The organism is Cryobacterium ruanii (assembly GCF_004404055.1).
GTDB lineage: Bacteria > Actinomycetota > Actinomycetes > Actinomycetales > Microbacteriaceae > Cryobacterium > Cryobacterium ruanii.
In genome coordinates this window covers 298744-323640 of record NZ_SOHK01000007.1, presented here as the reverse complement: position 1 = coordinate 323640, position 24897 = coordinate 298744, and the positions used below count along the sequence as shown (strand labels likewise).

General features: G+C 65.4%; 22 protein-coding genes. 19 read left to right on the top strand and 3 right to left on the bottom strand.

All coding sequences use genetic code 11. From position 1 onward, the window contains the following. Window positions 1-50: 50 nt before the first annotated feature. Genes alaS through aroB form a run of 7 tightly spaced genes read left to right on the top strand, consistent with a single transcriptional unit; the run spans window position 51 to window position 8216 of the window. Entirely contained in the window at window positions 51-2705 is a 2655-nt protein-coding gene (gene alaS / locus E3T47_RS04955) for an alanine--tRNA ligase (RefSeq protein ID WP_134554803.1), read from the top strand. 2 nt (window positions 2706-2707) lie between these two features. Continuing rightward, window positions 2708-3178, top strand: a complete 471-nt coding sequence (gene ruvX / locus E3T47_RS04950; RefSeq protein ID WP_134554801.1) for a Holliday junction resolvase RuvX — start codon at window positions 2708-2710, stop codon at window positions 3176-3178. Window positions 3179-3180: 2 nt separating this feature from the next. Beyond that, the gene (gene mltG, locus E3T47_RS04945) at window positions 3181-4500 is read left to right on the top strand and encodes an endolytic transglycosylase MltG (RefSeq protein WP_241981948.1); all 1320 of its coding nucleotides are present in this window, start codon (window positions 3181-3183) and stop codon (window positions 4498-4500) included. Beyond that, complete coding sequence (locus E3T47_RS04940; protein ID WP_134554799.1) at window positions 4493-5371, top strand: shikimate dehydrogenase; 879 nt, start codon at window positions 4493-4495, stop codon at window positions 5369-5371. Before mltG ends, E3T47_RS04940 begins: the two co-directional genes overlap by 8 nt. A gap of 5 nt (window positions 5372-5376) precedes the next feature. Then, window positions 5377-6585 carry a chorismate synthase gene (gene aroC / locus E3T47_RS04935; protein ID WP_134554797.1) on the top strand — a complete coding sequence of 403 codons (1209 nt, stop codon included), beginning with the start codon at window positions 5377-5379 and terminating at the stop codon, window positions 6583-6585. 19 nt (window positions 6586-6604) lie between these two features. Further along, window positions 6605-7126, top strand: a complete 522-nt coding sequence (locus E3T47_RS04930; RefSeq protein ID WP_241981946.1) for a shikimate kinase — start codon at window positions 6605-6607, stop codon at window positions 7124-7126. Further along, complete coding sequence (aroB, locus tag E3T47_RS04925; RefSeq protein ID WP_134554795.1) at window positions 7119-8216, top strand: 3-dehydroquinate synthase; 1098 nt, start codon at window positions 7119-7121, stop codon at window positions 8214-8216. The genes E3T47_RS04930 and aroB overlap by 8 nt, the downstream gene beginning before the upstream one ends. A 47-nt stretch (window positions 8217-8263) precedes the next feature. On the opposite strand, the gene E3T47_RS04920 is transcribed toward aroB, so the two are convergent. The 3 genes from E3T47_RS04920 to E3T47_RS04910 form a co-directional block, all read right to left on the bottom strand. Next, complete coding sequence (locus tag E3T47_RS04920) at window positions 8264-8737, bottom strand: DUF779 domain-containing protein (protein ID WP_134554793.1); 474 nt, start codon at window positions 8735-8737, stop codon at window positions 8264-8266. A gap of 145 nt (window positions 8738-8882) precedes the next feature. Further along, window positions 8883-10406: an acetaldehyde dehydrogenase ExaC gene (gene exaC, locus E3T47_RS04915; protein ID WP_134554791.1), complete on the bottom strand. Its 1524-nt coding sequence runs from the start codon at window positions 10404-10406 to the stop codon at window positions 8883-8885. 56 nt (window positions 10407-10462) lie between these two features. Next, window positions 10463-11827 (bottom strand): GAF domain-containing protein, encoded by a 1365-nt coding sequence (locus E3T47_RS04910; RefSeq protein ID WP_134554790.1) that lies wholly within the window; start codon window positions 11825-11827, stop codon window positions 10463-10465. Between the two features lie 215 nt (window positions 11828-12042). Between E3T47_RS04910 and E3T47_RS04905 the strand changes: the two genes are divergently transcribed. The 12 genes from E3T47_RS04905 (at window position 12043) to carB (ending at window position 24872) form a co-directional block, all read left to right on the top strand. Next, a complete protein-coding gene (locus tag E3T47_RS04905; RefSeq protein ID WP_134554788.1) occupies window positions 12043-12447 on the top strand; it encodes a hypothetical protein in 405 nt (134 codons plus the stop codon). A gap of 50 nt (window positions 12448-12497) precedes the next feature. Next, a complete protein-coding gene (locus E3T47_RS04900) occupies window positions 12498-12932 on the top strand; it encodes a type II 3-dehydroquinate dehydratase (protein ID WP_134554786.1) in 435 nt (144 codons plus the stop codon). Window positions 12933-13038: 106 nt separating this feature from the next. Beyond that, complete coding sequence (gene efp, locus E3T47_RS04895; protein WP_092107753.1) at window positions 13039-13602, top strand: elongation factor P; 564 nt, start codon at window positions 13039-13041, stop codon at window positions 13600-13602. Further along, window positions 13599-14018, top strand: a complete 420-nt coding sequence (gene nusB / locus E3T47_RS04890) for a transcription antitermination factor NusB (protein WP_134554784.1) — start codon at window positions 13599-13601, stop codon at window positions 14016-14018. The genes efp and nusB overlap by 4 nt, the downstream gene beginning before the upstream one ends. Before the next feature lie 78 nt (window positions 14019-14096). Further along, window positions 14097-15110: a thioredoxin domain-containing protein gene (locus tag E3T47_RS04885; protein WP_166805613.1), complete on the top strand. Its 1014-nt coding sequence runs from the start codon at window positions 14097-14099 to the stop codon at window positions 15108-15110. Window positions 15111-15256: 146 nt separating this feature from the next. Further along, window positions 15257-16774, top strand: a complete 1518-nt coding sequence (locus E3T47_RS04880) for a M28 family peptidase (protein ID WP_134554781.1) — start codon at window positions 15257-15259, stop codon at window positions 16772-16774. A 186-nt stretch (window positions 16775-16960) separates the two neighbouring features. After that, a complete protein-coding gene (pyrR, locus tag E3T47_RS04875; protein ID WP_134554779.1) occupies window positions 16961-17503 on the top strand; it encodes a bifunctional pyr operon transcriptional regulator/uracil phosphoribosyltransferase PyrR in 543 nt (180 codons plus the stop codon). Beyond that, on the top strand, window positions 17500-18462 hold the full coding sequence (locus tag E3T47_RS04870; protein ID WP_134554777.1) for an aspartate carbamoyltransferase catalytic subunit: 963 nt from the start codon (window positions 17500-17502) through the stop codon (window positions 18460-18462). The genes pyrR and E3T47_RS04870 overlap by 4 nt, the downstream gene beginning before the upstream one ends. Window positions 18463-18466: 4 nt before the next feature. Further along, window positions 18467-19804, top strand: coding sequence for a dihydroorotase (locus E3T47_RS04865; protein ID WP_134555108.1), 1338 nt, complete (start codon window positions 18467-18469; stop codon window positions 19802-19804). Further along, on the top strand, window positions 19797-20336 hold the full coding sequence (locus tag E3T47_RS04860; RefSeq protein WP_134554775.1) for a PH-like domain-containing protein: 540 nt from the start codon (window positions 19797-19799) through the stop codon (window positions 20334-20336). Before E3T47_RS04865 ends, E3T47_RS04860 begins: the two co-directional genes overlap by 8 nt. A 115-nt stretch (window positions 20337-20451) precedes the next feature. Next, window positions 20452-21585, top strand: a complete 1134-nt coding sequence (gene carA, locus E3T47_RS04855; RefSeq protein ID WP_134555106.1) for a glutamine-hydrolyzing carbamoyl-phosphate synthase small subunit — start codon at window positions 20452-20454, stop codon at window positions 21583-21585. Beyond that, on the top strand, window positions 21585-24872 hold the full coding sequence (gene carB, locus E3T47_RS04850) for a carbamoyl-phosphate synthase large subunit (RefSeq protein ID WP_134554773.1): 3288 nt from the start codon (window positions 21585-21587) through the stop codon (window positions 24870-24872). Before carA ends, carB begins: the two co-directional genes overlap by 1 nt. The last annotated feature ends 25 nt before the right edge of the window (window positions 24873-24897 follow it).

Here is a 24897-nt window from a genome sequence, read left to right as displayed (position 1 = left end):
GCACGGATTTAGGCGTCATCACACTCATGCACCACCAACAAACGGACACCATGCAGACTGCTGACATTCGCGGGCGCTGGCTCGACTTCTTCGCCGATCGTGGACACACCGTTGTGCCGTCCGCATCACTGGTGAGTGACGACCCCACCCTTCTCTTCACCGTTGCCGGCATGGTTCCGTTCGTGCCGTACCTCACCGGGCTCGTCCCCGCGCCGTACCCGCGTGCCACGAGCGTGCAGAAGTGCATCCGCACCAACGACATCGAAGAGGTCGGCAAGACCCCGCGCCACGGCACGTTCTTTCAGATGAACGGAAACTTCAGCTTCGGTGACTATTTCAAGGAGGAAGCCATCGGTTTCGCCTGGGAACTGCTGACCACTCCGGAGAACCAGGGCGGCTACGGCTTTCGCGAGAGTGACCTCTGGGTCACCATCTACCTCGACGACGACGAGGCACACCGCTACTGGCGTGCCCTCGGTGTGCCGGAAAACCGCATCCAGCGTCTCGGCATGGAATCCAACTATTGGTCTACTGGTCAGCCAGGGCCGGCCGGCCCCTGCTCGGAGATCTTCTTCGACCGTGGCCCCGCCTACGGTGCAGACGGGGGCCCGGCCACCGACGACGACCGCTACGTCGAAATCTGGAACCTCGTCTTCATGCAGTACCTGCGCGGTGAAAGCACGGGTAAGAGCGACTTTCAGATTCTCGGTGACCTGCCGAAGAAGAACATCGACACCGGCATGGGTCTGGAACGCGTCGCCTTCCTCAAGCAGGGCGTCGAGAACATGTACGAGATCGACCAAGTGCGCCCGGTGCTCGACCGCGCGGCTGCCCTGTCGGGCCGACGCTACGGCGCCAACCACGATGACGACGTTCGCATGCGCATCGTTGCCGACCACGTGCGCTCCTCCCTCATGCTCATGAGCGACGGCGTCATGCCGTCGAACGAGGGTCGCGGCTACATTCTGCGGCGCCTGCTGCGGCGCAGCGTGCGCGCCATGCGTCTGCTCGGCGTCGACACGGTGAGCCTGCCGGAATTGCTGCCCGCTTCCCGTGATGCCATGAGCGCCGCCTACCCCGAGGTCAAGAGTGATTTCGGGCGCATCAGCCAGGCTGCCTTCGCAGAGGAAGAAACCTTCCTGCGTACCCTCGCGAGCGGCAGTGCCGTGCTCGACCTCGCCGTGGCGAAAACCAAGAAGGCCAACAAAACCGAACTGGCCGGTCCGACCGCTTTTCTGCTGCACGATACCTATGGTTTTCCGATCGAGATCACCCTCGAGATCGCCGAAGAAGCCGGCCTGAGCGTGAACCGCGACGCGTTCGACGTTCTCATGACCAAGCAACGCACCATGGCCAAGGCCGATGCGAAGTCGAAAAAGACGACCCTCGCCGACCTCGGCGTCTACAGCGCCTTCCGTGCCCTGGGCGAGACCGTGTTCACCGGGTACGACGACCTGCAGAACGAATCGAGCGTGCTCGGTCTCATCGTGGGCGGTGAGTCGGTCACGAGCGCGGTCGCCGGCGAGACGGCGGAGGTCATCCTCGCCGAAACCGCGCTGTGGGCTGAATCCGGCGGGCAAGAAGCGGATGCCGGCCTCATCGTGGGCCCCGGCTACGAACTCAAGGTGCTCGACGTGCAAAAGCCGGTCAAGGGACTGATCAGCCACAAGGTGCTCGTACAGTCCGGCGAGGTGGGCGTTGGCGACAGCGCGACGAGCGTGGTCGACGAGAGTTGGCGCCGCGGCGCCCGCCAGGCCCACTCCGGGACCCACGTTCTGCACGCGGCCCTGCGCCAGGTGCTCGGCCCGAACGCCCACCAGTCCGGTTCATACAACAAGGCCGGATTCTTTCGCCTCGACTTCTCCTGGAACCAGGCGCTGTCACCGGCGACCCGCACTGAGATCGAAGAGATCTCCAACAACGCCATCCGAGACAACCTGCCGGTCTCCACCCGGGAGCTGCCCCTGGCAGAGGCGAAAGCGCTCGGCGCAATGGCCCTGTTCGGTGAAAAGTACGGCGACGTCGTGCGTGTCGTCGACATCGGTGGCCCCTGGTCCCGTGAACTGTGCGCCGGCACCCACGTCTCCAGCAGCGCAGAGATCGGCATGATCAACCTGATCAGCGAAGCCTCGGTCGGGTCCACCAACCGGCGGGTCGAATCGCTCGTCGGTCTCGAAGCCTTCCGTGACCTCGCCGCCGAACGCGCACTGGTGTCGCAACTCACCTCAAGCCTGAAGACTCCGCGAGACCAGCTGCCCGAGCGCATCGGCGATCTCGTGACGAGCCTCAAAGCGGCCGAAAGGAAGATCGCAGCCTTCGAAGCCCGTGCACTGACCGAGCGGGTGCCCGCCCTGCTGGCCACGGCCCGTCGGGTCGGCGCCGTGACCGTGGTCGCCGAGGACCTCGGCGTCCTGGGCTCCCCGGACGACGTGCGCATGCTGGCCCTCGCCACCCGGGAACGCCTCGGCAGCGACGCGGTCGTCGTGGCGCTGTCGGCCGTTGCCGCTGACAAGGCGGTCGTCATCCTCGCGACCAACCGGGCCGCCAGGGACGCCGGGCACAAGGCGGGCGCCCTCGCCAAGACCGTCGCCGGAATTCTCGGCGGCGGCGGCGGTGGCAAAGACGACCTCGCCCAGGGTGGTGGCCCCAACGGTGGTGCGATCCCGGCCGCACTGCAGGCCGTCGTCGCGGCGATCAGCCGCTGACGATGCGCTCCGGGGTGCGGGTCGGCGTTGACGTCGGCAAGGTGCGCATCGGCCTGGCTCGCAGCGACAACCATGGCATGTTGGCCACCCCGGTCGAAACCGTTGCGAGGGACCCGGCCGGTCTGACCGACCTCGCCCGAATTCGCTCCGTCGTGCTGGAGCTCGAGGCCATCGAGGTCATCGTTGGGCTTCCACTCGCCCTGTCGGGTAACGTCACGGCGTCGACCGACGACGCGGTCGATTTCGCCCAACGGCTCGCCCAGACGCTCACCGTGCCGGTGCGCCTGGTCGACGAACGTCTTTCCACCGTGTCGGCGCAATCGGCGTTGCGGGCATCAGGTCGCCCAGCGAAGAGACATCGACCAGTGATCGATCAGGTGGCCGCGACTATCATTCTGCAACACGCGCTTGACACTGAGCGTGCCTCGGGGGGACCACCAGGCTCACCCGTCGAACCGACCGAGAGGCCGTAACCGTGCCGAGTTCCAACCTGGATGAGCCCCTGCCGAGCCGTCGCCTGTTGCGCGCGCAACAGGCCGCCGCGGAGCAAGCGACCGCGGAACAGGAGACCGTGGAACAGTCGGCGGCGGAACAGGAGACCGCGGAACAGGCGACCGCGGAACAGGAGACTGCGGAACAGGCAAGCGAGAAGGGCGATTCCGGTGGCGGCCGCACCAATCGACGCTGGCTGCTCGCCGACGAACCACCGCGAGAAAAGCGCAGCCACAAGGGAGCGTGGGGCTGCCTCATCACTGTCGTCGTGCTGGCCGGACTCGTGGCCGGCGCCTACTTCTTTCTGCAGGGTCCGATCGGCCAAATCATCGCTGCCACGCAGGGACCGGCCGATTTCACCACTGACGAAGCGGCCACCGGCGAGGACGTGGTCGTCATGATCCACGGCGGTGACGGCGGCTCGGACATCGCCAGAACCCTTGTCGACCGGGGCGTCGTGAAAAGCTTCGACGCTTTCTACCAAATCCTTTTGGAGACGACTCCGGAGCCGGTCTTCCAGCCCGGCGCGTACCAGTTGAAAACCAACATGGTCGCCAGCACGGCTCTCGACGCGCTGCTTGACGAGGGAACGAGACTGAGCCAGACCGTGGTCGTGCCCGAGGGCACCGCGACCGTCGATGTGTTGCAATCGATCTCGGAGGGAACCGAGATTCCCCTCGCCGAACTGCAGGCCACCGCGGCCAGCGTGGCAGGGTTCGGGCTGCCCGCCGAGGCAACCACTCTTGAAGGCTTTCTCTTTCCCGCCACCTACACCTTCTCGCCGGGAGATACCGCCCAGATCGTTCTTCAGGCAATGGTGAACCGGCAGTTCGAAGCCCTCGACTCTGCTGGGGTCGCCGTCGGCGACCGCTGGAGGACCATCGTGTTCGCTTCGCTGATCCAACGCGAGGCCGGCCTGCGCGATGACTACTACAAGGTGTCCCGGGTCTTCCTCAACCGGCTGGAGCCGGCCCGGTGGGATAGCGGCCTGCTGCAATCCGACGCAACCGTCGCGTACGGCACCGGCAACACCCACCTCGTGACCACGACCGATGCCGAACGAGGCGACGCCGGCAATCTCTACAACACCTACGTGCATCCCGGCATGGTCGTCGGCCCCATCTCGAACCCGGGCGACCTCGCAATCGACGCAGCCCTGCACCCGGCCGACGGACCCTGGCTGTTTTTTGTGACGGTCAACCTCGACACCGGCGAGACGGTGTTCTCCACTACCGTGGCCGAACATGATGCCGCAGTCGGCGTCTGGCAAAACTGGATGAGGGAGCACCCCGAATATGGATAGTCTGACGCCGAATCGACTCGCAGTGCTCGGCTCTCCGATCAAGCATTCCCGGTCACCGATGCTGCATCGTGCGGCCTACCGGCAGTTGAGCCTCGACTGGACCTACGACGCCGTCGAGGTGCAGTCCGGCTCCCTGGCCATGTTCCTGAGCAAGATCGGGCCGGAATGGCGCGGCTTGTCGCTCACCATGCCGCTCAAGCAAGAGGTGCTGCCCTTCATCGACGACTGCGATCGAATCGCGCAGCTGACCGGTGCCGTCAACACGGTGCTTCTGCGCAAGGTCAACGGTCGCGGCACTTTGATCGGGTACAACACGGATGTTGCGGGTCTCGTGCGCGCACTCGCCGAAGGGGGAATAACCCGTGCGGCGCACGTGACCCTGCTCGGAGCCGGTGCGACGGCGGCATCCGCTCTGATGGCGGCGGCGGAACTCGGTACCGAATTCGTGACGGTGCTCGTGCGGGACCCGCAGAAGGCGCAGCCGCTCGTCGAACTCGGCCGGTCGCTTGGGGTGGTGGTCGACCTGCAGGATTTCGGCGGCCCTACCCGCGTCGACAGCGACGTCGTGATCAGTACCCTGCCCGGGGGAACGATGCTGCCGTCACCGTTGCCGCTCGCGCTGCGGGAACGGGCCGTTCTCTTCGACGTGGCGTATTCGCCGTGGCCGAGCGGCGTTGCCACGTCGTGGCAGGCGGCCAGCGGTACCGTGCTGAGCGGCCTCGGAATGCTGTTGCACCAGGCACTGATCCAGGTGCGGGTTTTCGTTACCGCCGACCCGTTCGAGCCGCTGCCCGACGAGCCGGCCGTACTTGCGGCCATGCGTGGCGCGCTGACGCGTGACGCTGGCCCGCGTGATGCTGTGGAAAGATAGGAACTATGCTTCGTTGGCTTACTGCTGGAGAATCTCACGGTCCCGAACTCATCGCCATTGTCGAGGGTTTGCCCGCTGGAATCCCGGTCACCCTTGACTCGATCCGCCTCGATCTCGCGCGCCGCAAGCTCGGCTACGGCCGCGGCGCGCGCATGAAATTTGAAGAGGATGAGCTCACGCTCTCGGGCGGTGTGCGGCATGGACTCACGCTCGGCGGGCCGGTGGCCCTGCGCATCGGCAACTCGGAGTGGCCCAAGTGGGTCGACGTGATGAATGCAGCACCGGTAGACCCGGCCACGCTCGCCCGCGGCCGTGGCGCCCCCCTGACCCGGCCCCGGCCCGGCCACGCCGACCTCGCCGGTATGCAGAAGTACGGTTTCGACGAAGCCCGTCCGGTTCTCGAACGGGCGAGCGCCCGCGAGACTGCCGCTCGGGTGGCGCTCGGCGCTGTCGCCCGGTCTTTCCTGAACGAGCTGGGAATCCACCTGGTCAGCCACACCATCGCGATCGGTCCGGTGCGGGTGCCCGACGGCACGCCGTTGCCGGAACCCGGTGACGTCGCCGCGCTCGATGCCGACCTGCTGCGCTGTTTCGACGCCGCGACATCCGCTCTGATGGTCGCTGAAGTGGATGCCGCCCACCAGGACGGCGACACCCTCGGCGGCGTCGTCGAGGTGCTCGCCTACAACCTGCCCCCCGGCCTGGGTTCCTTCGTGCACTGGGACCGCCGCCTTGATTCGCAACTTGCCGCTGCCCTGATGGGCATCCAGGCGATCAAGGGCGTCGAAGTCGGCGACGGCTTCGAGACCACCCGCCGCCGCGGCTCGGCCGCCCACGACGAACTGGTGCAAGCGGATGGCGCGATCCAGCGGGTCAGCGACAAGGCCGGCGGTACCGAGGGCGGCATGAGTACCGGCACCGTGCTGCGGGTTCGTGCCGGCATGAAACCGATCGCGACGATTCCGCGGGCGCTGCGCACCGTTGATGTGGCCACGAGCGAGCCGGCTCCGGCGCACCACCAGCGCTCCGACGTCTGTGCGGTTCCGGCAGCCGGTGTCGTCGCCGAGGCCATGGTGGCGCTCGTTCTGGCGAACTCCGTGCTCGAGAAATTTGGGGGCGACTCGATCGGAGAGACCCGCCGCAATTTGCAGTCGTACCTGGCGAACATTCCCGCCAACCTGCGCACGGGCGCGGCAAGCGACGCGTCGCTGTGACCACCAGCCGGCTGACACCATGCTGACCCGGCGCAACTCGCTGCTGCCGATCGTGTTCATCGGACCGATGGCCGCGGGGAAAACCAAGATCGGTCGCCGCGTGGCCCGCGGCCTGAACGTGCCGTTCATCGACACCGACAAGCGCATCGTGGAAAGCTACGGTCCGATTCCGGAGATCTTCGCCCGTGAGGGCGAGGAGTATTTTCGCATCGTCGAGCGCGAAGCCGTGGACTGGGCACTCGGCGAGCCAGCCATCGTCTCGCTCGGCGGGGGAGCGGTGCTGCACGCCGACACCCAGGCCGATCTTGCCGACGCGACCGTCGTCTACCTGAGCGTGACGACCGCTGCCGTTGAGGCCCGCCTCGGCGGCACCAAACGACCGCTCCTGTCCGGTGGTATCGCCGACTGGGAGCGTATCTACAATCTGCGCCGCCCCACCTATGAAGCCCTCGCGACGATTCGCCTAGACACTTCCAACCGACCCATCAGTGGCATTGCCGACGAAATCGTGAATTGGGTTCAAGAAAGAAATGATGACTGAGATCTCCGACCAGACCATTACCACCGTGATCACCGTCAACGGGCCTGACAGCTACCCGGTCAGCGTGGGGCGTGGCCTGGTCAGTACCGTTGCCGAGCAGCTGGGCAGCGGCGTCAACAAGGTACTCATCGTGCACACCTCCACGGTCGGTGCTCGCGCCGTCGCCCTGCGCGACAACCTGCTCGAGACCTACTCCGAGGTACTGCTTGCCGAGATCCCCGACGCCGAGGCTGCCAAGCGCGTCGAGGTCGCCGCGTTCTGCTGGGGCGTCATGGGCCAATCCGACTTCAGCCGCACCGACGCCGTGATCGGACTCGGCGGCGGCGCCGTCACGGACCTCGCCGGCTTCGTCGCAGCCACCTGGCTGCGCGGCGTGAAGCTCGTACAGATTCCCACGAGCGTGCTGGGCATGGTCGATGCGGCCGTCGGCGGTAAGAACGGCATCAACACCGCCGAGGGCAAGAACCTCGTCGGCACCTTCTACGCACCCGCAGCCGTACTGTGTGACCTCGACCTGCTGGATGCGTTGCCCCGCAACGAGGTGCTTGCCGGTTTCGCCGAAATCGTCAAAGCCGGCTTCATTCAGGTTCCCGAGATCCTTGACATCATCGAAGCGGATGTCGACCGCGCCACCGACCCGACGACCGCTGAATTTCGTCGGCTGATCGAACTCTCGATCGCCATGAAGGCACGCATCGTGGGCGAGGACTTCAAGGAAACCGGCCTCCGCGAGATTCTCAATTACGGTCATACCCTCGGCCACGCGGTCGAGCACGCTGAACGGTACGGCTGGCGCCACGGCGCGGCCGTCGCCGTCGGAATGATGTTCGCGGCGGAACTCGCCGCTCTCAGCGGCCGGCTCTCGGTCGAGGTCGTCGACCGGCACCGCAATATCCTCGAATCGCTGACCCTGCCGACCGGCTACCCGGTGGGTCGCTGGCCCACCCTGCTCGCCACGATGCAGCGTGACAAGAAGACCCGCAGCGGCATGCTGCGCTTCGTCGTGCTCGATGATGTCGGCAAGCCCACCATCCTCGAAGGCCCGGACGCCTCGCTACTGTTCAGCGCGTACCAGGCCATCGGTCAGTAGCTACCTCACCTCTCACGAGGCGCGCGAGCAAGGCCTCTGTGCGGGGGTTAGGCGGGGATCGGGGCCGCGGCATCCGCTTCGACACCGACGGTGCCGGCCGGGACCGCGAACGGGGTCACCGTCGTCATGAGCTCGGAGCGGATAAGAAAGCGCACACCGCGCGGTGCTTCGGCGCTGAAGCCGCTGCCGCGCCCGGGAACGACGTCAACCGTGAGAAAGGTGTGGCTCCAATAGTTGAACTGTTCCGCTGACATCCAAAAGTCGAGCGGCTGACTCGGCGCACCGGTCGGGGCCAGGTCGAACTGGCCGAGGCGCACGTCCTGGTCGGAGGTGATGAACTCACCAGCCATGAACAGCATCGGCGAACTGCCATCGCAGCATCCGCCGGACTGGTGGAACATGAGTGGGCCGTGCTCGTCCCAGAGGCTGCGTAGCAGGTCGACGGCCACCGGGGTGAGCTCGACGCGGGGAACGGTTTCGCCGGCGATCGTGACCGCCGCGGTAATTGTGGGTGTCGACATTGACGGGCCTTCCTACATGGCTGAACAGGGGGGTGACTGAAAAGAAGAGGCTGCCTACGACGTTACGTCGTTGGCAGCCTCCAAGCCAGACCCGCGGCAGAACTCCCACCCGAGGGGAGTGCTGCCACAGGCCAGATCGATTGGCTTAGAAGAAGCCTTGCTTGTTTTCGGAGTAGGACACGAGCAGGTTCTTGGTCTGCTGGTAGTGCCCGAGTGCGAGCTTGTTGTTCTCGCGGCCGATGCCGGAGCTCTTGTAGCCGCCAAAGGCGGCGCCGGCCGGGTAGGCGTGATAGTTGTTGACCCAGACACGCCCGGCCTGGATATCGCGGCCAGCCCGGTAGGCGACGTTGCCGTTGCGCGACCAAACGCCAGCGCCGAGGCCGTAGATGGTGTCGTTGGCGATCGAGATGGCATCGTCGTAGTCGGTGAAGCTCGTCACCGCGAGCACCGGTCCGAAGATCTCCTCCTGGAACAGGCGCATCTTATTGTGGCCCTCGAAAATGGTCGGCTGCACGTAGTAGCCGTCGGTGAGGTCGCCGCCGAGATCCGCACGTTCGCCACCGAGCGCGAGCCTGGCACCCTCCTTGGTGCCGATGTCGATGTAAGAGAGGATCTTTTCGAGCTGGTCGTTGCTGGCCTGCGCGCCCATCTGGGTGTCGGTGTCGAGCGGGTTACCCTGAATGATCTTCTTGGCGCGGGTGACGGCGTCGCCGAGGAAGCTGTCGTAGATCGGCTTCTGCAGCAGCGCACGGCTTGGGGCCGTGCAGACCTCGCCCTGGTTGAAGGCGAACAGCACGAAGCCTTCCTGGGCCTTGTCGTAGAACGCGTCTTTCTCTTGGGCAACGTCGCTGAAGAAGATGTTCGGGCTCTTGCCGCCGAGCTCCACGGTGGACGGAATGATGTTCGCGGAGGCGTACTGCAGGATGAGACGGCCGGTCGTTGTCTCACCGGTGAAGGCAATCTTGCGGATGCGGTTGCTCGAGGCGAGCGGTTTGCCGGCCTCGAGACCGAAACCGTTGACGACGTTAACCACTCCAGGGGGAAGAATGTCGCCGATGAGTTCCAGCAGCACGAGAATTGAGACCGGGGTCTGCTCGGCCGGCTTGAGCACGATCGCGTTGCCGGCGGCGAGGGCCGGGGCGAGCTTCCAGACGGCCATCAAAATGGGGAAGTTCCAGGGGATGATCTGACCGACGACGCCGAGCGGTTCATGGAACTGGTACGAGACGGTGTCGTCGTCGAGCTGGGCGTGGTCGCCGTCCTGGGCGCGGATCGCGGAGGCGAAGTAACGGAAGTGGTCAGCGGCGAGGGGAATGTCGGCATTGATCGTTTCGCGCACCGCCTTGCCGTTGTCCCAGGTTTCGGCCACGGCGAGCATCTCGACGTTGGCGTCGATGACGTCGGCGATCTTGCACAGCACGGCAGCGCGTTCGGTAGCGCTGGTCTTGCCCCATGCCGGTGCGGCCTTGTGGGCGGCGTCGAGGGCCAGCTCGATATCTTCGGCCGTTCCGCGGGCGACCTCGGCGAACGGCTTGCCGGTGACGGGAGTGATGTCTTCGAAGTACTGGCCCTTGACCGGGGCGACCCATTCTCCGCCGATCCAGTTCTCGTACCGAGCTTTGAAGGTAACTTTGGAGCCGGGTGTTCCGGGGGCTGCATAGACGGTCATGTCACTCCTATTTCGACGACGGTGTCGGGCTCGCAATCCTGCGGCCTGAGTCGACTCTAGGAGCGGGAACGTTGCAGAATGTTGCGATGGCCACCGATTTCGTCTTCGATGCGCGCAAGATGCGCCACGACCGTTGCACGTTTAGGCGAACGAGCCGGAAGCAGCTGAAGGCAGGCCCGCCAAACTTCGGTGTCCCAGGTGGCTTCCTCGGTGCGCGCGAAAGAGAGCAGCACGTCGACCGACGCATCCGCGAGCATCGCCTCGCGCAGTCGGCTGCTCACTTCTGCGCGAATTTCGACAATCCCCGGGGCCGACGATGCCGGGAGCACAGCCCCGCGGTAGGAGCCCAAAGCCACCCGGTGGGCGCCGCGTTCCAGAAAAGCCAACACCTGTTGGGCATCGAGCTCGAGTCGGGATTCCAGCCGATACGGTCGGGACGTGATCGTGATCGGAGCATCGAGCAGGGCGAGCACCTTGCGCACCCGCACCATTTCGGCGCGGAGCGTCTCCACCGCTGTGTTCTGGTCGAAGAGATAGCCCGCCAAACGGTCGGCGGAGAGGCCCTCGCGGTGCCAGGCCAGGAGCGTGAGAATCTCGGTGTGGCGGGGCGAGACATCCACTGTTCTGCCGCCGCACTGCAACTGGCCGTGATCCGTGCCGAGCACACTCAGGCCGGCCGGCGCCAGTCGCGGCACACTCGGCGCGGCTGTTACCCGCGACCGGTGGGCTGGCGGCGAAGCGTGCGGTCGGCCCAGGCGCTGGATGCGCAACTCCGCTTCCATCGCGGCAACGGCGGCTTCGACGAGGGGCAGGGTTTGCGGGGCGACCGCCTGGTCACCGCCGGTGATGTCGATCACGCCGAGGATCCTGCCGGTATCCGGGTCGTGAATGGGTACGGCCGTGCAGCTCCATGGGTGTGCGAGGGCATTGAAGTGTTCGGCTCTGCGAATCTGGATGCCGCGGTCCAGGGCGAGGGCGGTGCCCGGTGCGCTCGTGCCGACTCGGCTTTCCGACCAGTCGGCGCCCTCGACGAACAGCATTTCCTCAACCCGGCGCCGCAGCACGCGGTCACCGTCGATCCAGAGCAAACGACCGGACTCGTCACCGATGGCTACGATCAGTTCGGCGTCGACGGCGTGGCGTATGAGCAGGTTGTGCACGACGGGCAGCACCGCGGCGAGCGGATGCTGGTTACGCAGGTCGCGTAACTCGGCGTCTGTCAGCGCCCGCTCCGGAGACACGCTCGACGGGTCGAGGCTCAGTGACAGCGAGCGCTGCCAGGAATCCTGCACGAGCTTGCGCACCCCGGTCTGCAAGACCCGGTCCGATATGGCGGATTCGTGGGCCCGTTCCAGGGCGACTATGTTCTGCCGCGCGTCGCCCGTCGGAACCGACGAAGAATTCTTCGAGCCGTATCCCATGAGCTTCTGCCTCCGTTAGCAGTGGTCGAATGACGCGGCCGCAGCCGGCATCGGATTTTCATTCTAGGGGTACAGCCCGGCCGATCGTTCGGAGTGACAAGCGTTCACCGCCGCAGCGTGAAACGTTTCGCCGGAGATTATCCACAACGCGGGTCAGACGCACTCTTTCTGGGGATAACTGGTCGCGCCCGGCCGGATCCGCTCAAGCTGGCGGCATGACACTGACAGTGAAAATCGAGGATGCCCCGGCCGTGACCACTGCGGAACAGGCCAAAGCACGGGTCTTCGACCTGGTCGGCCACGCTATCCGCCGGCAGCTCTGGCTTATGCTGCTCGACGCCCACGGGCAACAGCTCTCCATGCTGATACCGATCGATGGCATACCCCTGCGTCCCGAACCGGGTTCGGTACGCCCTTTCGCCGTGAGAATCAACGACATCCTCGCCAGGGAGGACCCCGGCGGCAGCATCATCGTGACTTTGGAACGGCCGGGGGCCGCCGCCCTCACCGCTCCAGACCAGGCCTGGGCCATCGAACTGGCGCAATCCTTCGGCAAACTTATGCGCATCGCCGGCTTGTTCGTCGCGCACGATGACGGCATAGCCGTTCTCAGCCCCTGACCGAGGCCTGCCGCCCGGGCCGATACCCGATGACGGCCTAGGCTGGAAGGATGAGTACAGTGCTGGTTCTAAACGGTCCGAACCTCGGGCGCCTCGGCAGTCGCGAGCCCGACGTGTACGGGTCGGCGAACCTGGACGACCTGCGTGCGCTGCTGGTCGCATTCGCTCGAGACGGGGTGAGCATCGACCTGCGGCAGACCGATGACGAGGCCGAGCTCATCCACTGGCTATATGAAGCCGTCGACGAGCGGATGCCGGTCATCCTCAATCCTGCAGCGTTCACCCACTACAGCTACGCATTGCGAGACGCAGCGGCCCTCGTCACCAAGGCCGGCCTGCCACTGATCGAAGTGCATATCTCCAACCCGCATGCCCGCGAAACCTTTCGCCACACGAGTGTCGTGAGTGCCATCGCGACCGGCGTCATCGCCGGCCTCGGCTTCGACTCCTACCGTCTGGCCCTGGACTTCGTCACCGCTCCGTGACACACGGTCGACCCGGTGCCTTTGGCGCCTGAGGCTTGGACACGTAGACTCGACAAGGTGCCATTTGCACCCGCGCACCTTATCAATTGAACGGAACACCCCTCCCATGGCTTCTACCGCTGATATCAGAAACGGCGTCGTACTCAACATGGATGGCCAACTCTGGGCCGTCGTCGAGTTTCAGCACGTCAAGCCGGGCAAGGGTGGCGCCTTCGTTCGCACCAAGATGAAGAACGTCGTCTCGGGTAAGACCGTCGACCGCACGTTCAACGCCGGTGCCAAGATCGAGACCGAAAACGTCGATCGTCGGGACTTCCAGTACCTGTACAACGACGGTGACGCCTACGTCTTCATGGACGTCGCCGACTACGACCAGATCACCGTGTCCGCCGCCGTGGTCGGTGATGCGAGCAACTTCATGCTCGAAAACCAGGCCGTGACCGTGGCGCTGCACAACGGCAACCCGCTGTACGTCGAGCTGCCGGCATCCGTCACCCTGGAAATTACCTACACCGAGCCTGGCCTGCAGGGCGACCGCTCCACCGGCGGCACCAAACCGGCCACTGTGGAGACCGGTTACCAGATTCAGGTTCCGCTGTTCCTTGAACAGGGCACCAAGGTCAAGGTCGACACCCGCACCGGCGACTACCTCGGCCGCGTCAACGAATGAGCGCACGGACCAAGGCTCGCAAACGCGCCATCGACATACTCTACGCCGCTGATGTGCGCCAGATCAGCATTCCGGAGTCGCTCGCGACCGAGGCCGAACGCGCGGCGAGCGAACCAGCTCGCCTTGCCTCCTGGCTCTACGCCCGTGAGGTGGTCGACGGGGTCGTCGACCACCGCGAGGAGATCGACGAACTGATCGAGACGTACTCGCAGGGTTGGTCGCTCGCCCGCATGCCCAACATTGATCGTGCCATTTTGCGCATCGGTATCTGGGAGATTCTCTACAACGGCGCCGTGCCTCACGCCGTCGCCATCGACGAAGCGGTCGAAGCTGCCAAAATCCTCTCAACGGATGACTCGGCCGGCTTCGTCAACGGACTGCTCGGCAAGATCGCCCAGACCGCTCCGTCAGCCTGATCTGCGATCCGCCCGGTTGCATGACCGGCAGATTCGGCTTTCGCGGCGAACGCCTCGATGTCACCGAAGGATACGTACATGGACAACACCGGACCAGACGCTCCCCGCGATCAGCCGGGCCCGCCAAACACGCCGGTTCAGCCGAACCCATATCGGCTGGTGCCGCCGACGGCCGGGTCGACACCGACATTTGTACCGCCCGCGCCATTCGTGACGGCCCCCAGGACCAACACGCTCGCGATCGTGTCGTTCGTGTCCTCGTTTTTCATCGGTCTCGTCGCGATCATCACGGGCCACATCGCGCTCGCGCAGATTCGTGCGCGCGGTGAATTGGGCCGCGGCTTCGCGCTGGCGGGCCTCATCATCGGGTACGTCGCGACGGCGGTGTTCGCCATCCTCGTCGTTTTCGCGATTATCTTTGCCTCCGCTATCGCTGCATTCGTGGTGGCTACTGATTCCAGCGCTGCCCCGGGTACCGCGACCGCGTCGTCAGCACCGGAACCGTCAGCGCCGCTGCCGACCGGAAAGCTGGGCGCGGCCAACTTCGACGCCGGGTATCTCGAATTCGGCACCGGCGCGGTCATCGTCGACGAGTACCTCGACCCGATGTGTCCGTTCTGCGCCCAATTCGAAGAGGCCAACGGTGAACTCCTGCTCGCCGGTGTGGAAAGCGGCGTCATCACCCTTCGGGTGCATTCGCTCACCTTTCTCGATCGGCTGTCCCAGGGCACCGACTACTCCAGCCGGGCATCCGCTGCGCTGACCTGTCAGGCTGCCCTAAACCCCGACCTAGCCCTCGAGTACGTGGGCATACTGTTTGCCAACCAGCCGCCGGAACAGACACGTGGACTCACCGACGCTGAACTGGTGGCCCTCGCGCCGGGCTCGGTGAACATCGCCGACTGCGTGGAATCTGGCGACTACCTCACCTGGTCGCAGCAGAACACCGAGACGGCCCTGACCGGACCGATCGAGGGTGCCGAGATTGATTCCGTCGAAGGCACTCCGACCGTGCTCGTCGACGGTGTTCTCTACACCGGAAGCTTCACCGACACGGCCGAATTCTCAGCGTTCGTCGCCGCAGCCTTCTAACGACCGACACGGGTCACGATTCGGTAACGACGTTACCGGAGATGGTAATCCCGGGCCATTGATTCAGCGGGACTGCGGGGTCATCCAACCGGGCGGCCGGGCTCCCACCGGAATTGGGAGGCATTGTGCGAAGAAAAACATGGCTCATGGCGGCCGTTGTAGTAGGGAGCCTGACGGTTCCCCTGTCTGCGACCGCGGCAATCGACGAGGTCAACACGACTAAACTCCGCCAGGCGGTTACCGTGAGCGGCATCCTGCAACACGAACGGGCCCTGCAGAGGATTGCCAACAATGCCGGCGGAACGCGGGCGGCCGGCACGCCCGGCTTCACGGCATCCGCTGCCTACGTCAAAGCGCGCCTGACGATGGCGGGCTACCAGGTGACGGAGCAACCCTTCGAGTTCGAGTTCTATCAGGAGGTGACTCCGGCCACTCTAAGCCAGGTGTCTCCCGCACCCCAGAACTACGAGACGGCCACATTCACCTACTCGGGCAGCGGCAATATTGTCGGCGGCCTCGTCGCCGCGACGAACACCGTGGTTCCGGCCACGCCGGCACCGAGCTCAGCTTCCGGATGTGCCGCGACCGACTTTGCACCGGCCTCGGCCACCGAGCCCCAGGTCGCGCTCATCCAGCGCGGCACCTGCACATTCGCCATTAAAACAGCAAACGCGATCGCTGCGGGCTATGACGCCGTGATCATCTTCAACGAGGGCAACCCCGGTCGCACCGAACTGGTCGAGGGAACGCTCGGGGCTACGGTATCCGTTCCCGTCGTGGGATTGAGTTATGCCGACGGCGCCGCGCTCTACGCATCGGTCCTGGCAGGGCCGACGACCGTTGCGGTGAAAACGGAGGTCATCGCCGAGACGCGTACGACCGTGAACATCATCGCCGACACCCGCACGGGCAATAAGGACAAGGTGATCGTGGTCGGGGCGCACCTCGATTCGGTGCTCGAGGGGCCGGGGATCAATGACAACGGCAGCGGCACCGCCACGATTCTCGAGACCGCAATTCAGATGAAGAAACTCAAAATTCAGCCGCGGCAGCAGGTGCGGTTCGCGTTCTGGGGCGCCGAGAAACTCGGGCTTCTCGGGTCCGAGAACTACGTGGCGAGTGCGAGTGACGTCGATCTGGCCAAAATTTACGCCAACCTGAACTTCGACATGCTCGCCTCACCGAACTACGTGCGCTTCGTCTACGACGGTGACGCCTCGGCCGACCCGAGTGCCACGGCGGGCCCTCCCGGTTCAGCCCAGATCGAATCGATATTCAACAGCTATTTCGCTGCGAAGGGTCTCGCCACTGAGCCGACGGCTTTCGACGGCAGATCTGACTACGGTCCGTTCATCGCCGTTGGAATCCCAGCCGGCGGACTGTTCAGTGGTGCCGAGGGACTGAAAACGCCCGAAGAGGCCGTGACGTACGGCGGAACAGCCGGCGAGGCCTACGACGCGTGCTATCACCAGGCGTGTGACTCGATCACGAACCTCAACACCAAGGCGATCGACGAGCTGGGTGACGCCGCGGTCCACGCAATAATGACCCTGGCTCGGAGTTCGACCGGATTCTTCGAGGACGGCAGTCGTATGGCACCCCGGGAGCTGCAGTCCGTCCCCGCCAGTGAGTTCGATTACAAGGGCAGTTCCCTGGTTCGGTAGGTTCCGTGCAGCCTGGTCGCAGCGTTGGGGCGACCGGGCTGCACGAGAGTGTGATTTGCCCGTTCGGGTCAGTCCTGGCACCGTCCAGTCCTGGCCCGTTCACCGGTGGCGGACGATCGACTAGGCTAGAAGAAAATCAGACATCCTTTAAGATCCGTCCTGTGAGACGGGGAAGGAGGTCGGCACTTGGCGCACACTGTGCTCACCCAGGCTGACATCACCCGCGCGTTGACTCGAATCTCCCACGAAATCCTGGAGTCCAATCGGGGCTCGGACAACCTCGTCATCCTCGGTATCCCGACCCGCGGCGTTATTCTCGCCCGGCGCATCGCCGAGATCATCCAACGCATCGAGCCCGCGGCAACGGCAGTGCGAGTCGGATCGCTCGACGTCACGTTGTACCGCGACGACCTCGCGCACGGCCGCACCCGCACTCCGACCCGTACCGAGGTGCCCGGCAGCATCAACGGCGCAACGGTCGTACTCGTCGACGATGTGCTCTACTCGGGACGAACCATCCGCAGTGCCCTCGACGCGCTCGGAGACCACGGCCGCCCGACGATCGTGCGGCTAGCAGTTCTCGTCGATCGCGGACATCGGGAGCTGCCGATCCGCGCCGACTTCGTCGGTCGCAACCTGCCGACCGCGACCGACGAACGCATCAACGTTCACCTCGAAGAAACCGACGGCGACGAATTCGTATCGATCGACGGCGGGAGCAACCGATGAGACATCTCCTCTCGACCAAGGACCTCAGCCGCGACGAGGCCGTCAACCTGCTCGACATTGCCGAAGACATGGCGGATGTCGCCCAGCGCGAGGTCAGAAAGCTCCCGACCCTGCGCGGCAAGACCGTGGTCAACCTGTTCTTCGAGGACTCCACCCGCACCCGCATCTCGTTTGAGGCCGCGGCGAAGCGACTGAGCGCTGACGTGATCAACTTCAGCGCCAAGGGCTCGAGCGTGTCGAAGGGCGAAAGCCTGAAAGATACCGCGCAGACCCTGGCCGCGATCGGTGCCGATGGCGTCGTCATCCGCCATCCAGCCTCCGGTGCCCCGGCGGTGCTCGCCGCGAGCGGTTGGATCGACGCTGGTATCATCAACGCCGGCGACGGCACCCACGAGCATCCCACCCAGGCGCTGCTGGACGCCTTCACCATCCGCCGCCGCATTCACGGGCAGGCGTCCCGCGGAACGGGCCTCGACGGGGTCACGGTCACGATCGTCGGCGACGTACTGCACTCCCGGGTGGCCCGCTCCAACCTCTGGCTGCTCACCACCCTCGGCGCCGAGGTCACATTCGTCGCCCCGCCCACCCTGTTGCCAAGCGACACCACACTGTGGCCGGCTCGATTTAACTTCGACCTCGACGATGCGATCGATGCGGGCCCCGACGTGGTCATGATGCTGCGCATCCAGACCGAGCGGATGAACGCGGCTTTCTTTCCGAGCACCCGCGAGTACTCCCGGGTCTGGGGGCTCGACGACGCGCGGTTCGGTCGGCTTGGTCCGGCTAGCATTGTGATGCACCCCGGCCCGATGAACCGTGGCCTCGAGATCTCGTCGGCGGCGGCCGACTCCGCTAATTCGACCGTGCTCGAACAGGTCACGAACGGTGTCTCCGTGCGAATGGCCGCGCTTTACCTGCTCTTGTCCGGTGACCGGAAGGAATCGAAGAATGTCGATTGACGGAATGCAGCAACGCTGGTTGATTCGCGACGCGACCCTTCCGGATGGGACGGGCACCGACATCCGTCTGGATGGCCGGCGTATCACCGAGCTCGGAACCAGCCTGTCGCAGGGCGGGGCGAGCGTGATCGACGCCGACGGGCTCATCGCGCTGCCCGGTCTGGTCGACCTGCACGCCCACCTGCGCGAGCCGGGCTACGAACACAGCGAGACCGTGCTGAGCGGCAGCCGCGCGGCGGCGCGCGGCGGCTTCACGAGCGTGTTCGCCATGGCCAACACCCTGCCGGCACAGGACACCGCCGGGGTCGTCGAGCAGGTACTCGCCCTCGGTGAAAGTGCCGGCTACGTCGACGTGCAGCCGATCGGCGCCGTCACCGTGGGGCTCGCGGGCAAGCAACTCGCCGAACTCGGCGCCATGGCGTCGAGCAGGGCCCGCGTTCGCGTGTTCTCGGACGACGGATTCTGCGTCTCAGACCCGCTCCTCATGCGCCGTGCCCTCGAATACGTGAAAGCCTTCGACGGTGTCATCGCACAGCATTCGCAGGAACCGCGCCTCACCGAGAAAGCCCAGATGAACGAGGGCGCCCTCTCCGGCGAACTCGGACTCGTGGGCTGGCCGGCCGTCGCCGAAGAGTCGATCATCGCCCGGGACGTTCTGTTGGCCGAACACGTCGGATCGCGCCTGCACGTCTGTCACGTCTCGACGGCCGGTTCGGTCGACGTGATCCGCTGGGCCAAGGCCCGCGGCATCAACGTGACCGCCGAGGTCACACCGCACCACCTGCTGCTCACCGAAGACCTCGTGCGAGGCTACGACGCCCGCTTCAAGGTGAATCCGCCGCTGCGCGCCCGGGAAGACGTCGAGGCCCTTCGTGCCGGTCTCGCCGACGGCACGATCGACATCGTTGCGACCGACCACGCGCCGCACCCCATGGAAAGCAAGGACTGCGAGTGGGATGCCGCCGCCAACGGCATGATCGGGCTGGAATCAGCCTTGTCGGTCGTGCACGCCGCGGTCGTGGCGACCGGGCTGCTCGACTGGGCTGGCATCGAACGCGTGCTCTCGCGCACCCCGGCCCGCATCGGGCGCCTGGCCGGCCAGGGCAATCCGATCGCGGTCGGGTCGCCGGCCGAACTGACCCTGTACGATCCCGCAGCGACCCGCGTGTTCGGTCGCGCCGATCTCGCCGGAACGAGCACGAATTCGCCGTACCTGTCGATGACCCTTCCCGGTGAGGTCCGGGCGACCTTCCACCGCGGCTATGCCACGGTGCTGGATGGTGCTGTGCGCAGCAGCCTCGAGATAGCCGGCCACGCGAGCGGAGTTTTCACTCATGGATAGGACTTTTCCCACCATCATCACGGCGCTGGTTCTGCTCGGCGTTCTGATTCTCATGTGGCGCAGCTGGCGAAACCGCAGTCGACGGGATGCGTCGCTCACCGCCGGCTATCCGATGCCCGGCACCGCCGGGGTCACCCTGGCCAGCGCCGAGGTGTATTACGTGGCGACAACGCCGCGTGACGCGCCGCTCGAGCGGCTCGCGATCAGCGGCCTGGGCTTTCGCGCTCGCGCCGCCGTGACGGTGACCGACGCCGGAATCGCTCTCGACCTCGACGGGAACCAGCCGGTATTCGTTCCGGCCGGCTCCATCGACGCGGTCGGCTCCGCTCAGGTCGCGATCGACCGGGCCGTTGAAACCGACGGACTCGTGCGCCTGTCCTGGCGGCTGGCCGCCGGTGGCGCTGCCGATACCGTCGACCGCCGCGCCGTCGACAGCTTCATTCGCATCATCCACCCGAATGATCGTGCTCGCCTCGTCGACTCGATCCGAACCATTACGGCCTTGGCCCATCAAGACGAAAGTGAGGCCTGACGTGCCCGATTCGACCGCACCAGACCAGTTCGCATCAGCGGAAATCGTAGCCGGTGAGGCCGGCGCATCCGCTGCCCTCACGTCCTCCTCCTCGGCGGGCAAGCCCGGCCCGGCCGTGCTCGTGCTGGAAGACGGCCGCCGTTTTGTGGGCCGCCGCTACGGCAGCGAGGGGCAGACCCTCGGCGAGGTTGTTTTCGCCACCGGTATGACCGGCTACCAGGAAGCCCTGACCGACCCGTCATACGCCGGCCAGATCGTGCTGATGACCGCCCCGCACATCGGCAACACCGGCATGAACGACGACGACATGGAATCCAGGCAGATCTGGGTCGCCGGCTTCATTGTGCGGGAACCGGCCCGGATCGCCTCGAACTATCGCGCCACTCGCACCCTCGACGATGACCTCGAAGAGCAGGGCGTGGTCGGGATCAGCGGTATCGACACTCGCGCGATCACCCGCCACATCCGATCGAAGGGCGCGATGAAGAGCGGTATCTTCTCGGGCGACATGTTCGGGCTGTCAGACAGCGAACAGCTCGAACGGGTGCTCGCTGGGGCTGCCATGCGCGGCCGCAACCTTTCGCTCGAGGTCTCGACGGTCGAACCCTTCTCGATTCCGGCGCAGGGCGAACGCATCGGCTCCGTCGCGGTGCTCGACCTTGGCGTGAAGACCAGCACGCTCACCTATCTCGCGGAACGTGGTTTCGAGGTTCTCGTTTTGCCGCAGTCGGTTACCGCCGAGCACGTGCTGTCGCTCAAGCCCTCGGCCCTGTTCTTCTCGAACGGACCCGGCGACCCGGCCGCCTCCGACGCCCATGTGACCCTGCTGCAGGAGGTACTCCGCGCGGGTATTCCCTACTTCGGAATCTGCTTCGGCAATCAGCTGCTCGGTCGTGCGCTCGGTTTTCGCACCTACAAGCTGCCCTTCGGGCACCGCGGCATCAACCAGCCGGTGCTCGACAAGACCACCGGCCGGGTCGAGATCACCTCGCAGAACCACGGTTTCGCCGTCGACATGCCCATTGAAGGCGTGCACGACTCGCGCGCCGGATTCGGTCGCGTCGAGGTGAGTCACTACAGCCTCAACGACCAGGTGGTCGAGGGCATCCGCTGCCTCGATATCAACGCCTTCTCGGTGCAATACCACCCGGAAGCGGCCTCCGGCCCGCACGACGCCAACCACCTTTTCGATCGATTCAGAGACGTTGTTCTGGCTGCACAGTCAGCCGTTGCAGGAGAAACCAAATAATGCCCAAGCGCGACGATATCAACAGTGTTCTTGTCATCGGCAGCGGCCCGATCGTCATCGGCCAGGCCTGCGAGTTCGACTACTCCGGTACCCAGGCCTGCCGCGTGCTGCGCGAAGAGGGGGTACGCGTCATCCTGGTCAACTCCAACCCGGCCACCATCATGACCGACCCCGACTTCGCCGATGCGACCTACATCGAACCGATCACGGCGGAGATTCTCGAGACGATCATCGCCAAGGAACGACCGGATGCGATCCTGCCGACGCTGGGTGGGCAGACCGCCCTCAACGCGGCGATCCAGCTGCACGAGCGCGGAATCCTCGAGAAGTACGACGTCGAGCTGATCGGTGCGAGCTTCGACGCCATCAATAAGGGCGAAGACCGCATGATCTTCAAGCAGCTCGTAATCGACGCCGGCGCTGGCGTGGCCCGTTCCTTCATCGCCCGCACCGTCGACGAGGCCGTCGGCTACGCCGACGACCTCGGCTACCCGCTCGTCGTGCGACCCTCCTTCACCATGGGCGGCCTCGGCTCTGGCTTCGCCTACACCGAGGTGGAACTGCGCCGCATTGTCACCGACGGCCTGCACCACAGCCCGACCACTGAGGTTCTGCTCGAAGAATCCATCCTGGGCTGGAAAGAGTACGAGCTCGAAATGATGCGCGACACGGCCGACAACACCGTCGTCGTCTGCTCGATCGAGAACGTCGACCCGGTCGGCGTGCACACCGGCGACTCGATCACCGTCGCCCCCGCGCTCACCCTGACCGACCGCGAATTCCAGCACCTGCGCGACATCTCCATCGACATCATCCGCGCCGTCGGCGTCGACACCGGCGGCTGCAACATCCAGTTCGCGATCAACCCGGCCGACGGCCGTGTCATCGTGATCGAGATGAACCCGCGCGTCTCCCGGTCCTCCGCCCTGGCCAGCAAGGCGACCGGCTTTCCGATCGCCAAGATCGCCGCCAAACTTGCCATCGGCTACCGCCTCGACGAGATCCCCAACGACATCACCGGCGTCACCCCGGCCAGCTTCGAACCCACCCTCGACTACGTCGTGGTCAAGGTGCCGCGCTTCGCGTTCGAGAAGTTCCCGGCCGCGGACCGGCGCCTGACCACGACCATGAAGTCGGTGGGTGAGGCGATGGCCATCGGCCGCAGCTTCGCATCCGCTCTGCAGAAGGCCCTGCGGTCGCTCGAGAAGCGCGGCTCAAGCTTTCACTGGGGCGACGAGACCCGCACGGTCGACGAGCTGCTCTCCGCCGCCGAGATTCCCACCGACGGCCGCATCGTCACCGTGCAGCAGGCCCTCCGCCGCGGCGCGACCATCGACCAGGTCTTCGCTGCCACCAAGATCGATCCGTGGTTCATCGACCAGATCGTGCTGATCAACGAGATCGCCGACCAGGTCGCCTCCGCCGACCGGCTCGACCGCGACGTCATGATCCTCGCCAAGGACCACGGCTTCTCCGATGCTCAGATTGGCGAGTTGCGCGGCTTCGGCGAAACGGATGTCCGCACGGTGCGCCACATTCTCGGCGTGCGCCCGGTATTCAAGACCGTCGACACCTGCGCGGGGGAGTTCCCGGCCCTCACGCCGTACCACTACTCCAGCTACGACGACGAGACCGAGGTCGTAGCGAGCGACCGCCGCAAGGTCGTCATCCTGGGCTCCGGACCGAACCGCATCGGGCAGGGCGTCGAATTCGACTACTCCTGTGTGCACGCCTCCTTCGCACTGTCGGAGGCTGGCTATGAGACCATCATGATCAACTGCAACCCCGAGACCGTCTCCACCGACTACGACACGAGTGACCGGCTCTACTTCGAGCCGCTCACGCTCGAAGACGTGCTCGAGGTCATCTACGCCGAAAGCCAGAGTGGCGAACTGGTCGGTGTGGTCGTGCAGCTCGGCGGCCAGACCGCGCTGAGCCTCGCCCGCGGCCTCGAAGCCGCCGGTATCCCCATTCTCGGCACCACCCCCGACGCGATCGACCTCGCCGAAGAGCGTGGCCTGTTCTCGAAGATCCTCAACGACGCCGGCCTGCTTGCCCCCCGCAACGGAACGGCCATCGATTTCGCCGGCGCCGTCGTCGTGGCTGAAGAAATCGGCTACCCGGTGCTCGTGCGCCCCAGCTATGTGCTCGGCGGCCGCGGCATGGAGATCGTTTACGATTCCCCGTCACTCGCTGACTATTTCCAGCGTATGGCCGGGCAGGGAATCATCGGCGCGGGGCATCCGCTTCTGGTGGACCGTTTTCTCGACGACGCGATCGAGATCGACGTCGACGCCATCTACGACGGCCACGAGCTCTACATCGGCGGCATCATGGAGCACATCGAAGAGGCCGGCATCCACTCCGGCGACTCGAGCTGCACCCTGCCGCCGGTCACCCTCGGCCGCGCCGAAATCGACCGGGTGCGCGAAGCCACCCTCGGCATCGCCCGCGGAATCGGCGTGAAGGGCCTGCTCAACGTGCAGTTCGCGATCGGCGCCGGCGTGCTCTACGTGCTCGAAGCCAACCCGCGCGCCTCGCGCACGGTGCCCTTCGTCGCGAAAGCGCTCGGCATCACTCTGGCCAAGGCTGCCGCGCTCATTATGGTCGGTACCACCATCGCCGAGCTGAAGGCCAATGGCAAGCTGCCGCTCATCGACGGCTCCCGCGTGCCGATCGAATCACCGGTCGCCGTGAAGGAAGCCGTGCTGCCGTTCAACCGCTTCCGCACCCCTGAGGGCCTCGTCGTCGACTCCATCCTCGGCCCGGAGATGCGCTCCACCGGCGAGGTCATGGGCATCGACCGTGACTTCCCTCGGGCGTTCGCCAAGAGCCAGCTCGCCGCTTACGGCGGGATCCCGCTCTCCGGAACCGTATTCGTGTCGGTCTCCGACCGCGACAAGCGTGCGATCATCCTGCCGATGCTGCGCCTGCAGCAGCTTGGCTACGAGATCGCCGCGACCATCGGCACCGCCGAGGTGCTGCAGCGCAATGGCATCCGCGCCCGCATCGTGACCAAGTTCAGTGAGAAAGTGGGGGAGGACGACGTGTCAATCGTCGAGCTCATCCGCCGCGAAGAAATTCAGATCGTCATCAACACCCCCGGTGGCAGCACGGCACGGGCCGACGGGTACGAGATCCGGGCGGCTGCAGTGGCCGGCGATCTGCCCCTGTTCACGACCATCGCCGAGCTCAGCGCTGCGGTCGCGTCGATCGACTCGATTCGCGACGGGTTTGAGGTGACCTCGCTTCAGGAGTACGCCACCGCTCGCACGGCCCTGCTGTGAACGGCGGCCCTGCTGTGAATGTTGG